14 protein-coding genes and 2 pseudogenes are annotated in these 12,627 nt (G+C 68.7%); 9 read left to right on the top strand and 7 right to left on the bottom strand.

Translation table 11 applies throughout. The annotated features are described in order from the left end of the window. Nucleotides 1-61: 61 nt before the first annotated feature. On the bottom strand, nucleotides 62-967 hold the full coding sequence (locus ACZ7MX_RS00080; protein WP_472127781.1) for a LysR family transcriptional regulator: 906 nt from the start codon (nucleotides 965-967) through the stop codon (nucleotides 62-64). Nucleotides 968-1,104: 137 nt separating this feature from the next. On the opposite strand from ACZ7MX_RS00080, the gene ACZ7MX_RS00075 reads away from it, so the two are divergent. Beyond that, a complete protein-coding gene (locus ACZ7MX_RS00075; protein WP_472127779.1) occupies nucleotides 1,105-1,923 on the top strand; it encodes a 3'(2'),5'-bisphosphate nucleotidase CysQ in 819 nt (272 codons plus the stop codon). Nucleotides 1,924-1,964: 41 nt separating this feature from the next. Beyond that, complete coding sequence (locus ACZ7MX_RS00070) at nucleotides 1,965-2,561, top strand: NADPH-dependent F420 reductase (protein ID WP_472127778.1); 597 nt, start codon at nucleotides 1,965-1,967, stop codon at nucleotides 2,559-2,561. Nucleotides 2,562-2,914: 353 nt separating this feature from the next. On the opposite strand, the gene ACZ7MX_RS00065 is transcribed toward ACZ7MX_RS00070, so the two are convergent. After that, nucleotides 2,915-3,451 (bottom strand): helix-turn-helix domain-containing protein, encoded by a 537-nt coding sequence (locus ACZ7MX_RS00065; RefSeq protein WP_472129218.1) that lies wholly within the window; start codon nucleotides 3,449-3,451, stop codon nucleotides 2,915-2,917. A gap of 84 nt (nucleotides 3,452-3,535) precedes the next feature. Here ACZ7MX_RS00065 and ACZ7MX_RS00060 point away from each other — a divergent pair, with 84 nt between their 5' ends. Next, nucleotides 3,536-4,393, top strand: coding sequence for a class I SAM-dependent methyltransferase (locus ACZ7MX_RS00060; RefSeq protein ID WP_472127776.1), 858 nt, complete (start codon nucleotides 3,536-3,538; stop codon nucleotides 4,391-4,393). 421 nt (nucleotides 4,394-4,814) lie between these two features. On the opposite strand, the gene ACZ7MX_RS00055 is transcribed toward ACZ7MX_RS00060, so the two are convergent. Next, on the bottom strand, nucleotides 4,815-5,396 hold the full coding sequence (locus tag ACZ7MX_RS00055) for a TetR/AcrR family transcriptional regulator (RefSeq protein WP_472127774.1): 582 nt from the start codon (nucleotides 5,394-5,396) through the stop codon (nucleotides 4,815-4,817). Nucleotides 5,397-5,557: 161 nt separating this feature from the next. Between ACZ7MX_RS00055 and ACZ7MX_RS00050 the strand changes: the two genes are divergently transcribed. The 4 genes and pseudogenes from ACZ7MX_RS00050 to ACZ7MX_RS00035 all read left to right on the top strand — a co-directional run. Next, nucleotides 5,558-5,908 (top strand): antibiotic biosynthesis monooxygenase family protein, encoded by a 351-nt coding sequence (locus tag ACZ7MX_RS00050; protein WP_472127772.1) that lies wholly within the window; start codon nucleotides 5,558-5,560, stop codon nucleotides 5,906-5,908. 160 nt (nucleotides 5,909-6,068) lie between these two features. After that, nucleotides 6,069-6,290 carry a VOC family protein gene (locus ACZ7MX_RS00045; protein ID WP_472127770.1) on the top strand — a complete coding sequence of 74 codons (222 nt, stop codon included), beginning with the start codon at nucleotides 6,069-6,071 and terminating at the stop codon, nucleotides 6,288-6,290. Nucleotides 6,291-6,478: 188 nt separating this feature from the next. Beyond that, complete coding sequence (locus ACZ7MX_RS00040; RefSeq protein WP_472127768.1) at nucleotides 6,479-6,907, top strand: DUF4267 domain-containing protein; 429 nt, start codon at nucleotides 6,479-6,481, stop codon at nucleotides 6,905-6,907. Between the two features lie 9 nt (nucleotides 6,908-6,916). Next, a pseudogene (locus tag ACZ7MX_RS00035) lies at nucleotides 6,917-7,009 on the top strand (hypothetical protein); the annotation flags it as partial. A 322-nt stretch (nucleotides 7,010-7,331) separates the two neighbouring features. On the opposite strand, the gene ACZ7MX_RS00030 reads toward ACZ7MX_RS00035, so the two are convergent. Beyond that, entirely contained in the window at nucleotides 7,332-7,784 is a 453-nt protein-coding gene (locus ACZ7MX_RS00030) for a hypothetical protein (RefSeq protein WP_472127766.1), read from the bottom strand. A 325-nt stretch (nucleotides 7,785-8,109) separates the two neighbouring features. On the opposite strand from ACZ7MX_RS00030, the pseudogene ACZ7MX_RS00025 reads away from it, so the two are divergent. Next, a pseudogene (locus ACZ7MX_RS00025) lies at nucleotides 8,110-9,113 on the top strand (IS5 family transposase). A gap of 34 nt (nucleotides 9,114-9,147) precedes the next feature. Here the strand turns inward: ACZ7MX_RS00025 and ACZ7MX_RS00020 are convergent. Beyond that, the gene (locus ACZ7MX_RS00020; protein ID WP_472127764.1) at nucleotides 9,148-9,558 is read right to left on the bottom strand and encodes a PPOX class F420-dependent oxidoreductase; all 411 of its coding nucleotides are present in this window, start codon (nucleotides 9,556-9,558) and stop codon (nucleotides 9,148-9,150) included. A 163-nt stretch (nucleotides 9,559-9,721) separates the two neighbouring features. Further along, nucleotides 9,722-10,939 carry an MFS transporter gene (locus ACZ7MX_RS00015; RefSeq protein ID WP_472127762.1) on the bottom strand — a complete coding sequence of 406 codons (1,218 nt, stop codon included), beginning with the start codon at nucleotides 10,937-10,939 and terminating at the stop codon, nucleotides 9,722-9,724. 67 nt (nucleotides 10,940-11,006) lie between these two features. Here ACZ7MX_RS00015 and ACZ7MX_RS00010 point away from each other — a divergent pair, with 67 nt between their 5' ends. Next, entirely contained in the window at nucleotides 11,007-12,011 is a 1,005-nt protein-coding gene (locus ACZ7MX_RS00010; protein ID WP_472127760.1) for a winged helix-turn-helix domain-containing protein, read from the top strand. Nucleotides 12,012-12,128: 117 nt separating this feature from the next. Here the strand turns inward: ACZ7MX_RS00010 and ACZ7MX_RS00005 are convergent. Then, on the bottom strand, nucleotides 12,129-12,627 hold a 499-nt coding region (locus tag ACZ7MX_RS00005; protein ID WP_472127758.1), incomplete at its 5' end, for a transposase.

Here is a 12,627-nt window from a genome sequence, read left to right as displayed (position 1 = left end):
TTCCAGCAGATCGCCGTGGTGGTCACGTGGACGTATGGGTGAAGCGGCCGGACGGCGCCGACTACGACGCTCCGCACATGGCCAGCGCGGTTCGCGCCAGCCCGCGCAGCCATGCGTGGGCCTGGTCGGTGTCGTAGCGCTGATGCCACGACAGGTATATCGGTGCCGACGGCAGTTCGAGCGGCAGGGGGAGCACGACCAGGCCGAGGTCGGCGACCGCTGACCGCGTGGTGGCTTCGGGGACGCTGATCAGGAGATCGGAGCCGCGCGCGAACTCCAGCGCGGCCGCTTCCGTGGGCGCGGTCGCCACCACGCGGCGGGTGAGGCCGAGCCGCGCGAGGGCATCGTCGAGGGCATTGCTGAGGTTTCCACGTCGCGAGACGGTGACGTGCTCAGCGGCGGCGTACCGCTTTGCGGTGACGGTCCTGACGCGGGTGAGGGGGTGCCCGTGCCTGACGACGATGACGAGGCGGCTCTCGCCCACGTTCTCGGCACGGATGTCCGGTGCGCTCGGGCGGTTGGCGTTCGCCTCCAGGTCGACTTCACCGCGCCGCAACTCGGGGGTGTCGAGGCTCGATTCCGCGACGAAGCGCAATCGCACGCCCGGCGCCTGTTCGCGCACGGCCGCGAGCAGTGCGGGGCCGCTCAGGGCGACCAGGGAATCGTGCCAGCGGAGTGTGAAAGTGCGCTCCAACGTTGCCAGATCGAGTTCACGGCTCGGTGCCAGCACCCCCTGGACCTGGTGCAGCAGCTCGTGCACCTGTTCCCGGACGGCGATCGCATAGGGCGTCGGGGTCATCGTGCGGCCGGTGCGCACCAGGATCTGATCCCCGGTCGTGCGCCGGATCCGGCCCAGACTCCGGCTCATCGCGGGGGCGGTGACGTGCAGGCGCGCGGCCGCCCCGGCCACGCTTCCCTCCTCCAGCAGCGCGTCGAGCGCGGCGAGCAGGTTCAAATCCAATTGCATGCGAGTAATCCTAGCCGTGCTTTACATGCATTTGAAGTTAATCAAGGGTCTCTATACCTTCGAGACCAGAGCGCTGAACAGAGCGCACAGTCCGGCTCGAACGGCCTCATCACCTCCTACTCACAAGGGAGTTCACCATGTCCGAAACGCTTCAGACCACTGACGTCGCCGCCTCCGACGCCGACCTGCTCGACCGGACCGCGATCGCCGTGCGCGCGGCCGGTTCGGCGCTGCGCGAGCGCTTCGGCGAGGTGGTCCGCTACCAGACCCGCGAAGAGCTGATGCGCGCGCTCGCCGCCAACGACGACACGGCCCTCGACATCCTGCGCCCCCGCCTCACGCGCCTGCGCCCGGACGCCGGCTGGGTGGAGGACGAGCTGGACGGCGGGGCGCTGCCGCCCGGCGAATGGTGGGTCGTGGATCCGGCCGAAGGCAACGTCAACCACCTGCACGCCCTGCCGGAGTGGGCGGTGACCGCCACCCTCGTGCGGGAGAACCAGCCGGTGCTCACCGCGGTCCACCTGCCGTTGACCGGCGAGACCTACACCGCGCTCACCGGCGCGGGCGCCTACCTCGACGGCCGGCCGCTGCACGTCTCCCGGACCGCGGACCTCGGCCTGAGCATCGTGGCCACCAGCCAGGCCCGGCCGGACGAGGACGAGAAGGTCGTGCGGCGCGTCGGCTCCTCGATCACCGCGATGCTCTTCGACGCGCTCGTCGTCCGCACCGCCGTGCCCGCGACCCTGCACCTGCTGAACGTGGCCGCCGGCCGGATCGACGCCTTCTGGCAGTTCGCCGGTGCCCGCGCGGACCTGCTGCCCGGGGCGCTGCTCGTCACCGAGGCCGGCGGACAGATATCCGACGCCGAGGGCCAGCCCTGGACCCCGCAGAGCGAGAGCTTCCTGGCCGCCGCGCCCGGCGTCCACGCCGAGGCCGTCGCCACGCTCTCACGCTGACCGCGCACCACAACCTGCACCCACGAAAGGACCAGATCATCATGACCACGATCGCAATTCTCGGAAACGGCCGCGTCGGCGGCAGCCTGGCCACAGCCCTGATCCGGGCAGGGCATGAGGTGACCGTGGCGGACCGCGCGCCGGGCGCCGCCGCTGACGCCGCCCGGACAGCCCGGATCGTCATCAACGCCACCCCGGGCGCCGGCTCGCTGGACCGGCTCGTCGCCCTGCGCGAGGAACTGCGCGGCAAGATCCTCGTCGACGTCTCCAACGCCACCGTCGACGGACCGGACGGACTGCCCGCCGACCTGATCTACCCCGGCTCAAGCCTCGCCGAGCAACTCCAGGAAGCTCTCCCCGAAACGAGCGTCGTCAAGACACTCAACACCATGCTCTTCCCGGTGATGACCGCGCCGGCCACGCTCACCCAGGCGCCCGACGCCTTCCTCTCCGGCGAGGACCCGCAGGCCAAGCAGACCGTCCGCGAACTGCTCACCGACCTCGGCTGGCACAAGGAGTGGATCACCGACCTCGGCGGAATCCAGACCGCCCGCGCCACCGAGGCCGCGATCCTCTTCGTCCCGCACGTGATTCGGTCCAGCGGATTCGCGCCCTTCGCGCTCTCGATCGCCCGCTGATCCGCACACAGTGCACCGCCCCCGGTGGGCCCGTTCCAGAACGTATACGACAGCGCAGCCAGGGCCGGCGATTCGGCGCCGGACGGCGACCCGTAACCACCCTTCCCGGGGCCGTCGGCCTCGCACCGAGGCATCGGCCCTCTCCCGGCGGACGCGCTCGCGGAACTGGTCGCGGATCTGCCCGCCGATACCCGCGGCGGCCGCCGGCACCGGCCTCACACTCGCCGGTCCAAGAGCGCGTGCGTGCGTATGGCGCTGGCGCCGTGTGTGGGGGTAAAGACGCTCTGTCCGAGCGTCGATGCCGCGCGCCAGGGCGGTGACGGCAACGCGAGGCGATGGCTGTTCCGGTCGGCTCAGGTGTGGAGATGGCTGGATTCGCCGTTGTGGTCGAGGATGCACAGGATCTCGGCGGGACTGCGGTCGCTGCGGATGGCGTGCGGAGTCATGGTGGAGAACGAGGCGGCCTGACCGGCCTCGACGCGGATGACGCGTTCGCCGAGATACAGGACGACGGTGCCGGACAGCACGGTGAACCAGTCTCTGCCGGGATGGACACCCAAGTCGTCGAGGGTGACGCCGCCCGCCTGGTCGGTGATGCGCATCTTGGCGACGGTCAGCCCCTGGGGGCCGTTGTCCTTGGTGAGGAGCCAGGTGGTCAGGCCGCGGGTCTCGTCACGGTCGGGCCGGATGACGACGTCGGAGTCATCGGGGGATTCGACGAGTTCGTCGAGAGACTTTCCCAGCGCCCCGGAGATAGCGGTGAGTTGGTCGAGGCTGATGCGGCGATGCCCGGTCTCGATGCGGCTGAGCTGCGACGGGCTGATGCCCGCACGTTGGGCCAAATTGTCCAGTGACCAGCCGCGCGCCTTGCGCAGGGACCGGATCCGCATCCGGACGGCGGTGTCCAATGTCGATTCTTGCTCCACCGGCAAGACTCTATGCCGGAGCGACAATGATCGCTTTACCGTCGACGCATGAACACCCACCACAACACTCACGGCCATATCGGACATGAGCGGGCGAGCGGCTCCGACATCGCGATGGCGCAGCTGCTGGAACTGGACGCCGAAGTCCTGGCGCCCTGGCTCGCAGAGCTGACCGGCTGGCTCGCCGATCTCACGCACCCCGCCCCGGCCCGGATCCTGGATCTTGGCAGCGGCCCCGGCACCGGCAGCCTCGCCCTCGCCCACCGGTTCGGCTCGGCACAGGTGACGGCGGTGGACATCTCTCCGCAGATGCTGCACCGCCTGCACAAGCAGGCAGTCGCACATGGGGTTACCGGCCGGATCAGAACGCTGGAGGCGGACCTCGACGAGCCCTGGGCCGAGATCGGTGAGGGCGGGCCGTACGACCTGATCTGGGCCGCCGCGTTCCTGCACCACGTGGCTGACCCCGCCCGCACGCTGGCCCAGGCGTTCGGGCATGTGCGGCCGGGCGGGTTCCTCGCGGTCACCGAGATGGACTTCTTCCCCCGTTTCTTGCCCGAGGACATCGGTATCGGCCGGCCCGGCCTGGAGGCCCGCCTGCACGCCGCTACGAACACCCAGCCGCCCCACGAATGGACCGGCGAGCTGACGGACGCCGGATTCACCCTCGAAGAGCGGCGCCCCTTCGACATCCGTCTCGACCGCGCACAAGCGGGGCCGGCCCTGAACGACTACGCCCAGACATGTCTGGCCAAGCTCCGCTCGCACGCCACCGACGCCCTGGACGCGGACGACCTTGACGCCTGGGATGCCCTGCTGGACGAAACGCAGCCGCACAGCATCGCCCGCCGTGACGACGTGACCGTGCGCACCACCCGCACCACCTGGATCGCCCGCCGCCCCTGAGCCGCGGGGCGAGCCACGCCAAGGCCCGGCGCGCCCGGTCTCTTCGGCCGCAAAACTTCAACTGCCTTGGCCGCTACAGCCTCGCCGCCCGCCCGCCACGGGAGGGCCTGCTCCCACTGCGTGACCCGTCGACCGTCCACCTCGACGAGGACGACGAGGGCACCGGCGACTGACGCGGCGTCAGGGCGCGTATCGGGTCGTGATCAATGACCATCGCAGTTCCCGGGGCGGGTGCCTGTCTGGGACACGGGGCCCGGCGAGCTGCGGCTGCGCCGTGTGGGCCTCCGGCTGCGGGCCCGCCGGCGTCATGATGCTCGGCGACAAGTCCCGCAAGCCGCAGAAGGAGGGCTGATCCTTTCAGCTTTCCCTTTGCGGGCATCCGCCGTGACCGAGGGCGCGGTGGGTGCCCTCGACGCGTTCTTCAGGGCGTGGGTGCGGTGAGATACCGCTGGACCGTGGGTCCGAGCCAGTCCACGATCTCGTCGCGGTCGAGCGCCACGCTCGCCGGGAACCGCAGCACGTAGCGCGTCAGCGCGAGCCCCAGCACGGTCGAGGCGCACAGCGCCGCCCGCGTCGGCGCCTGCTCCGGATCGGGGCCCACCTGGCGGGCCAACGGGATCAACTGCTCGCGCAGCACACTCTGCATGCGATCGGCGGCGGCCGGATCGGTGGCTCCGACCCGCATCAGTGCGGTGAGCTCCCCGTTCCCCTCCCACAGGGTGAGGAAGTGGCTCACCAGCGTACGGCCGATCGCCTCGCGCGGTTCGACGGGCAGGTCGGGCAGTCTGGGGTCGATCGCGACGGCAGCGGCAAACAGGCCTGCCTTGCTGTCGTAGTAGCGCATCACCATCGACGGGTCGATCTTCGCGTCGCGCGCGATGGCCCGGATGGTCGCCTTCTCGTAGCCGTCCGCCGCGAACCGCTGGCGGGCCGCGGTGAGGATCGCGGCGCGCGCTGCGTCGGAACGCCGTACGGACTGCTGGTTCTCCGTGGTGCCGGTCATGCCTACGAATGTAGGCCAACGACTGTTGACAGTCCAGCGCCGCACCCCTACGTTTGCCAACACGCGTTGCCAACACATGTTGCCAACGTGCGTTGCCAACGCGTGTTGCGTAAATGGCGACACCCCTGAGCGGACAACCGACAGCGAGAGGACCTACCGAAATGGCCAAGCTCCAGAGTCTCGACCCGCGCACGCCGATGTTTGCGCAGTTCCAGGAGAAGACCGGGCCCATCGTCCTGGCCAACACCTTCGTCGTTCCGAAGGAGAGGTACGCGTCGTTCCTGCCTCTCTTCCGGCGGCAGGCCGAGTTCATGAAGGCTCAGCCGGGATTCGTCTCCCTGCAGATGCACAAGGGGACGGCGGACAGCCAGCTTCTGATGAACGTCGCGGTCTGGGAGTCGACCGAGGCGCTCGCCACGGCGTTCGGCAGCCCGGAGTTCCAGCGGATGGCGGCCGAGTTCCCCGACGACATCGTGTCGTACCCGCACATCTTCGAGCAGATCGACGTATGACGTGGCACCTGTAGCCGGGGGAGGCGGCCGGAGAAGCCGTGCCCTCCCCTGGGCATCCACGCCTCCCCGCCATGTCGCGGGGTCGCCAAGACCGCAGACCAAACCGCCACGCGCAGCCCGTCCCTGAAGGTCAGCCTGGACTACGACCGGATGGAAGTCTTTGAGCCGCACCACTACGCGTTCATGGTCAGCGAGCAGGGAGTTCGACGCCGCACTCGCCCGCATCCAGCACGGTGGAATCACCCACTACGGCGATCCCGCATGCCGAGGGATCGGACAGATCTACCGCAGTAAGCGCACCGAAGGCCGCAGGGGCACCTACTTCCACGACCCCGACGGGCATCTCATGGAGATCCTCACCCCGGGCAGCACCGGGTCGTGAGGCCGACGGCGGCCCAGCGGAACACGGCTGCGCTGATGGTGGCGGGATCGCGTTCGTAGCCGCGGGCGAGGTGGCGAAGCGCGATCAGGCACGCCAGTGCCCGTCATCTTGCACGTCATCGGCCGCCCCCACTACGCCCGCCGCTGAACCCTGACCCATCCCAGGCTGAACATCGAAGGAGAAACACCATGTCGCTGAAGAACGTCAACACCGTCCTGGCCACCGCCTGCGCCCTGTTCGTCCTCTACCTCGGGCTGTCCTTCATCCTGGCCCCGGAGGCGTCCACTCAAGGCGTTGGCCTACCGAACTGGCCCGCTGGCAACGGCGACGGCTTCCTCATCATGAAGGGCACCCGCGAATTGGCGATGGGCCTGGTCATCGGCATCCTGCTGGTGACGGGCCACCGCCGCGCCCTGGGCTGGGTTCTGCTGATGGAGGCCGTCGCCCCGTTCGGCGACATGATCAACGTCTTGGCCCACCACGGCTCCGCCGCCGCCGCGTTCGGCATCCACGGCCTGACCTCTGCGCTGATCGCGATCACCGGCCTGCTGACCCTCCGCGAGACCAGCAAAGCCCATCAGGCCCCCGCCCCAGCGCGCGCCGCGCAGCCCGCCTGACAGCTGTAAATCCCGAAGGGGTGGCCCGGCCACGGGGCTGGGCCACCCCTCATCTGGCTGACCCTCGAGCGGTTACCCGCCTACGCGCCCGAGCTCAACCCGATCGAACTGCTGTGGTCGTCGCTCAAGAAGCGCGAACTCGCCAACCTCGCCGGCGAGCACCTTGCCGATGTCGCCGACGCCACTGAACGAGGCATCCATCGCGCTCGACGAGCCCGCGTGCTGCCTCAACGTCGCTCCAGGGTCGCGGCCGGGTACGCACTTGCCGGGGAGACAGCGGCCGGTGCGGACCGGGTCACGACCACACGAACGGGCACGGCGCCCGCCCGGTATACCCCAGGGTGGGCGCCGTCGTTGAACGGCGGTGCCATCGATCGAGATCACCGCCCGGAGGGGCTCGAATGGACCCATTCGGTAGGGGTAATCATTCGGCGGGCCAAAATTGCACTAGGTAACACTCAACTCCGCTGGGAACATCCACCTGAGCCAAGCGATACACGGCCTTCCGTCCCGTGCAGTATGCCCGACATTTCCACAGTCCAGGTCGCTTCAGTTCGACATAGTTTCCGGAATTTCCCATCAACTCACATACGGCGAGTTCTCCAGTAGGACATTCGATCTCCCCACCGCCTTCGACTTCCCAGTCACCTTCAGCGGCCTCTGGAGTCGAAGTCCACACTTCTGCGGTCAGCTTGGCGGTGTGAGTATGTCCGCCGCTCTTGAAGTCGATCCGTCGCTCATGGAGGGAAATGAAGTCATCCGACTCCGAATCTTCCGGGAAAGGTTTTGGGACGAGGCCGTCGTCTGCCTCCTGAAGGGCGAAATAATAGAACGCGACTTCAACTTCCAGTTCCTGTCGGCTGCGAAGCCTGGCCACAAGTGCCCCCTCTATATCGCTCCTGCGGGAGCATAACCAAAAATCCCCGACGGAGGCGTGCTGTGGCTCAGAGATACAGGGCGGTGCGGTATCGGGCTGAGGCGTTGACTCGGCGCTCGTTCGGTCAGCGGAGCCGCTTAACAACAGGGCTTGGCCGCTCGCACGAGGGGTCAGGCCGATCGGTCGCCTGCCAGGACGCTCCCACGGCTCGTTTGAATCTCGAGCACGCCCTCAGTGAGAGGTTTCGTACTGGGCGCGTTTTGAGCCCTGATCAATCTGCGGGATTCGCCCTCGGGGCGGGGCCTGGACCAGTAGACCTTCTTGCGTGACGCGAGTGCAACTGACGGACGAGGAGTGGGAATTCATCGGGCCGTACCTGCCGATCGGCCAGTACGGCCCGTACCCCGAGCGGCTGCGGCAGCAGTTCGAGGGTGTGATCTGGCGGTTCAAGACCGGCGGGCAGTGGCGGTAAATGCCGCAGGAGTTCGACGCCTGCTCGACCGTTCACAACCGCTTCCGGCAGTGGCGTGACGCGGGCGTGTTCAAGGCTCTGCTGGAGAGCATGATCGCGGAAGCCGCGAAGCGGGGTGATGTGGACCTGTCCCTGGTCAGCATCGACTCCACGACCGCGCGCGCTCACCACGACGCTGCCGGGATGCACCTGGGCAAGGACGTCCTAACCGCCCTGGAGCAGGCTGCCGACGAGGCGGAGAAGGGCAGGTCAAAAGGGGCAGCCTCGAAGAACGAAACGGGCAGGACGCCGGGACCTGTCCCGAACGGGAGGAGCGGCGACGCATCCACCGTCGGCGAAAACTCCGGCTGAAGGCTGCTCTCCTGGGACGCTCCAGGGGCGGGCAGACCAGCAAGATCCACCTCGCCGCCGACCGGAAATGCCGCCCACTGATATTCGCCCTGACCGCCGGACAGGCCGCGGACAGCACACAGTTCATCCCCGTCCTCAAGAAGATGCGGGTGCGGGGACCTGCCGGCCGAACCCGCACCCGGCCCGACGCGGCTGCCGGGGACAAGGCCTACTCGTCCCGCGGCAACCGCGCCTACCTGCGAAAATGCCACATCAAGGCGGTCATCCCAGAGAAGAAGGATCAAGCTGCCCACCGGAATAAGAAGGGCAGCAAAGGCGGCAGGCCCGTCAGCCATGACGCCGAGCTCTACAAGGAACGCAACACCGTCGAGCGCGCGAGCAACAGGATGAAGACAGGGCGAGGCATCGCTACGCGCTATGACAGGGCCCCGGAGAGCTACCTCGCGGGCCTCCACCTCCGCGCCGCGGTGATCTGGATCAAGGACCTCACACGAGCCGCCCTTTGAACGCAACCCAAAATCTCCCCTGGGACGGCGGACATCACTCGACGTCGTGGGTGACAGTCCCGCGGGCTTCCAGGTTCCAGGTGATGACCCGTCGGGGGTAGACGCGGATGATGTCCCTGCTGAAGTGATCGGGTGCCACAGGCGGCACGTCGACCGTCAGCACCTCGGCCCGGCCCCTGATCTCGACGCCGCGCCCCCATCCGCCCGCGACCGGGTCATCGGCCGGGGCCATGTCGTCCACCAGCACGGAGACACCGGGGCGGACCTGCACATTGCGGTACTTCCGGCTGCGGGCCATGGCTGGCCCGCCGATGTCGATGCTGCCGTCGTCGTTGAGTCGAAAGCCCACCGGGCGGACCTGCGGACAGCCGTCGGGACCGATGGTGGCCAAGCGGGCCAGCGGCTGGGAAGTGAGGTACTCGTGCTCCCTCTTGGTGAAGATCATGTGGCCGACCCTAGAAGCTCAAACGTGGTTGAGGTCAAGGTTGATGAGGCCGGATACAGCGTGCGAAGGTGCAGGAGCCGTCCTTGGGTGAGTTCGGATTGATCGTCAGAACAGTCCGTCAAGGACCTCACACGGCTCCCTCGATCACAACCAAATACGTGCCCTAGTCCGTGGCGGCGGGTTCCGACAGGACGCCCGGACGCGCACTGGCGGTCGGCTGTTGTTCGTCGTTCCGCTCCAGCGCCGCGAGGGTGAGGGTCACGGTGACCGATCCGACCGCCAGGACTGTCATCGCCGTGGCCGGGGAAGTCAGTTGGGCCAGCATCCCTGCGAGGACCGCGCTCACACCCTGCAGGGTGGACATGCCGACGAAGTGCAGGCCGAGGGCTTGGCCCGCGAGGTCGTCGGGGGTGAGGGACATCAGGCGTTCCTGCAGGACCAGGCTTGCGCCGAAGCCGACGGAGGCGACGACGGCAGCCATGGCCGACAGCGCCACTCCCGGTTGTAGAACGAAGAACAGGTACGGCGTCGCCAGCAGCAGGCGCAGCGGGACCGCGAGACGGTGGCGCACCGCGGGCGGTACCAGGCGGCCTACCGCCACGTCGCCCAGGAACATGCCCAGCGCCCCGCACGCGAACAGTGTCCCGGCGGCTGCGGGGGCGTAGGAGACGTAGAGCGATTCGCACCCGACCACCAGGCCGTTGGGGATCCACAGGCCCAGGTACGTCAGGCGGCGGGGGCGCGAGGACCATAGGAGGGCGTTGGTGCGCCGGGTCGCCGAGACGGACGGGGGGCCGGAGGAGCGCGGCGGGCGGGCCGTGAGGCCCAGGCGAGTGACGAGGGCCGACATCACGTACAGCGCCGCCGCCAGGAGCAGGCACGTCTTCGCGGTCAGGAGCGCCAGCAGCGCGCCGCCCGTCGCGAAGCCTGCCACCTGCATCAGCCCCCAGAGCATGTTGAACACGGAACGGCCCAGGACATAGCCGTCCTTGGACAGGATTTCGTTCAACAACCCGGCGCGGACTCCTCCACCCAGGGACGCGATCAGGCCTTGCGCCAGTACGACGGCGAAGACCGCCGCGACCGGCAGGCCGGGCAGTGCCAGCAGCGCCATGCCGGCTGCGAAGGCGAGGGCGAGGCCGGAGAGGATCGCGCGTGGGGGTAGGCGGTCGGCGCCCGATAGCAGGAACGTGGCCCCCAGCAACTGCGCCAGCTGCGGGCCGAACATGCTCACCGCCGACAGGAGCGGGGAGCCGGTGGCCCGGAAGACCAGCGTGCCAAGGGCCAGGCCGCCGATCGTCTGGGCTGCGGCGAAAGCGGCGAAGGAGACCAGGAACGGGGTGAACTCCGGGGTGCGGAACAGGGTTCGGTAGCTGCGCATGCGTCGGAGTCTCGGAGCGGTTCGGGGCCGTGTTTACTGTTTCGCCGACACGCGAAAGGTCGTACGTATGGGCTTATGGCAGATCGACACCGACACCCTCGCCCGGAGCCGGTTCGTGCTCTCGCCGTTCGCCGAGACCTTCGCGAGCCTGAAGCTGCTGCACGCGGGGACCGGCTCCCATCCGGGCGAGGAGGCTTGGCTGCGCGCGCACCTGCCTGGCTACCGTGCGCGCCTCGCGGCCGACCCGGTGACCGCGCTGCTCGTACGGGCGGCATTCGGCACGTCCTGGATCGCCGACTTCTTCTGCCCCACCTCGTGCGTCGGGGAAAGTTTCGAGGAGACCGTGGCCCGGGTGCGGGCGGCCGGGGCCGGGGAGGTGCGCGCCAACCTCCGTGTGTCTCTCCGGGGCCCGCTCCCCGCTGCCCTGGAGCGGGACGACCTGCCCGACCGGGCGACCGCGCTCCTGACGTACGTCTGGCAGGAGACGGTCCGGCCGTATTGGGAGCGTCGGCGGCGCGTCCTGGAGGCCGATGTGGTCGCGCGGACCGCGCGCGTGAGCCAGGGAGGCTGGGCCGCCGTGCTGGACTCGCTACGACCGGGAACCCGATGGCTCGGGGCGAGCCGGTTCCAGGTCAACCTGTACGCCTATCCGCCCCGGGAGGTCGCCGCCGGGGCCGAGTTGCTGTTCATGCCGGTGACGCCGAGGGCCGGGTGGGTGTCGTGGGAGGGACGGGAGCGGTACGCCGTCGTCTACCCGTGCCTTGGGGTGCTCGCCGAGGACCACGACCGGCGGCCCGTTCCGGCCGGGCTCGGGGCGCTCATCGGGACTGCACGGGCCGGACTGCTGGTGCTGCTCGGGACTCCGATGAGTACGACCCAGCTGGTCGCGGTGACTGGGCAGGTGCTGGGGTCTGTGGGGCGGCATCTGCGGGTGCTTTTGGACGCGGGGCTGGTGGAGCGGTGTCGTGCCGGGCGGTCGGTGCTGTACGTGCGGACGGCGTCCGGGGAGGTGCTTGTGAAGGCGTCGGGGGTCGGTGCCGGTGACCAGGGTGTGGAACCGGGGGTCCACTAGTAGGGCTTTGTTAGGTGGTGTCGTAGGGCTGCCAGGGGGTGGGTTGGTGGCAGGTGGGGCACGTGCCTGTCCAGGTGGCCAGGAGGTGTTGGAGGAGGTCCAGGGCCTGGTAGAGGGTCAGGCCCTGGCAGGGGCTTTTGGGTTCCTCCGTTGTTCGGTCAGGAAGAGGTGGGCGGCGGTGACGAGGGTGACGTGTCGGTGCCAGCCGGCGAAGGAGCGGCCTTCGAAGTGGTCCAATCCCAATACCGTTTTCAGCTCTCGGTAGTCGTGCTCGATGCGCCACCGTAACTTCGCGATGCGGACGAGGTCGCGGGCGGGGATATCGGCTGGCAGGTTCGAGATCCAGTACTGAACAGGCTCGTTTGCGTCCTCGGGCCACTGGGCGATCAGCCAGCTCAGCGGGATCGTGCCGTCCGCGGCAGGCTTTGGCCGACGCCCGGCAAGACGGACCCGCACCAGCACGAAGTGCGAGCTCATCGCTGCTTTGGAACCCTTGCGCCAGGTCAGGGCCCGTCCCTGGCCTCGCCCTGCGGCCAGCACGTGGTCGCGCAAGGACACCGGCCGGGTGCGGTATCGCGGCAGGGGCCTGGGCCCCAGTCCGCTGTATGCAGGCTGG

Source organism: Streptomyces sp. NPDC107765 (assembly GCF_055657085.1).
This window is presented reverse-complemented; position numbering and strand designations above follow the sequence as displayed.

Coding starts and splice junctions, on each gene's coding strand:
- ACZ7MX_RS00080 (WP_472127781.1), bottom strand. CDS start 967: ATGCAATTGGATTTGAACCTGCTCGCCGCGCTCGACGCGCTGCTGGAG.
- ACZ7MX_RS00075 (WP_472127779.1), top strand. CDS start 1,105: ATGTCCGAAACGCTTCAGACCACTGACGTCGCCGCCTCCGACGCCGAC.
- ACZ7MX_RS00070 (WP_472127778.1), top strand. CDS start 1,965: ATGACCACGATCGCAATTCTCGGAAACGGCCGCGTCGGCGGCAGCCTG.
- ACZ7MX_RS00065 (WP_472129218.1), bottom strand. CDS start 3,451: ATGCGGATCCGGTCCCTGCGCAAGGCGCGCGGCTGGTCACTGGACAAT.
- ACZ7MX_RS00060 (WP_472127776.1), top strand. CDS start 3,536: ATGAACACCCACCACAACACTCACGGCCATATCGGACATGAGCGGGCG.
- ACZ7MX_RS00055 (WP_472127774.1), bottom strand. CDS start 5,396: ATGACCGGCACCACGGAGAACCAGCAGTCCGTACGGCGTTCCGACGCA.
- ACZ7MX_RS00050 (WP_472127772.1), top strand. CDS start 5,558: ATGGCCAAGCTCCAGAGTCTCGACCCGCGCACGCCGATGTTTGCGCAG.
- ACZ7MX_RS00040 (WP_472127768.1), top strand. CDS start 6,479: ATGTCGCTGAAGAACGTCAACACCGTCCTGGCCACCGCCTGCGCCCTG.
- ACZ7MX_RS00020 (WP_472127764.1), bottom strand. CDS start 9,558: ATGATCTTCACCAAGAGGGAGCACGAGTACCTCACTTCCCAGCCGCTG.
- ACZ7MX_RS00015 (WP_472127762.1), bottom strand. CDS start 10,939: ATGCGCAGCTACCGAACCCTGTTCCGCACCCCGGAGTTCACCCCGTTC.
- ACZ7MX_RS00010 (WP_472127760.1), top strand. CDS start 11,007: ATGGGCTTATGGCAGATCGACACCGACACCCTCGCCCGGAGCCGGTTC.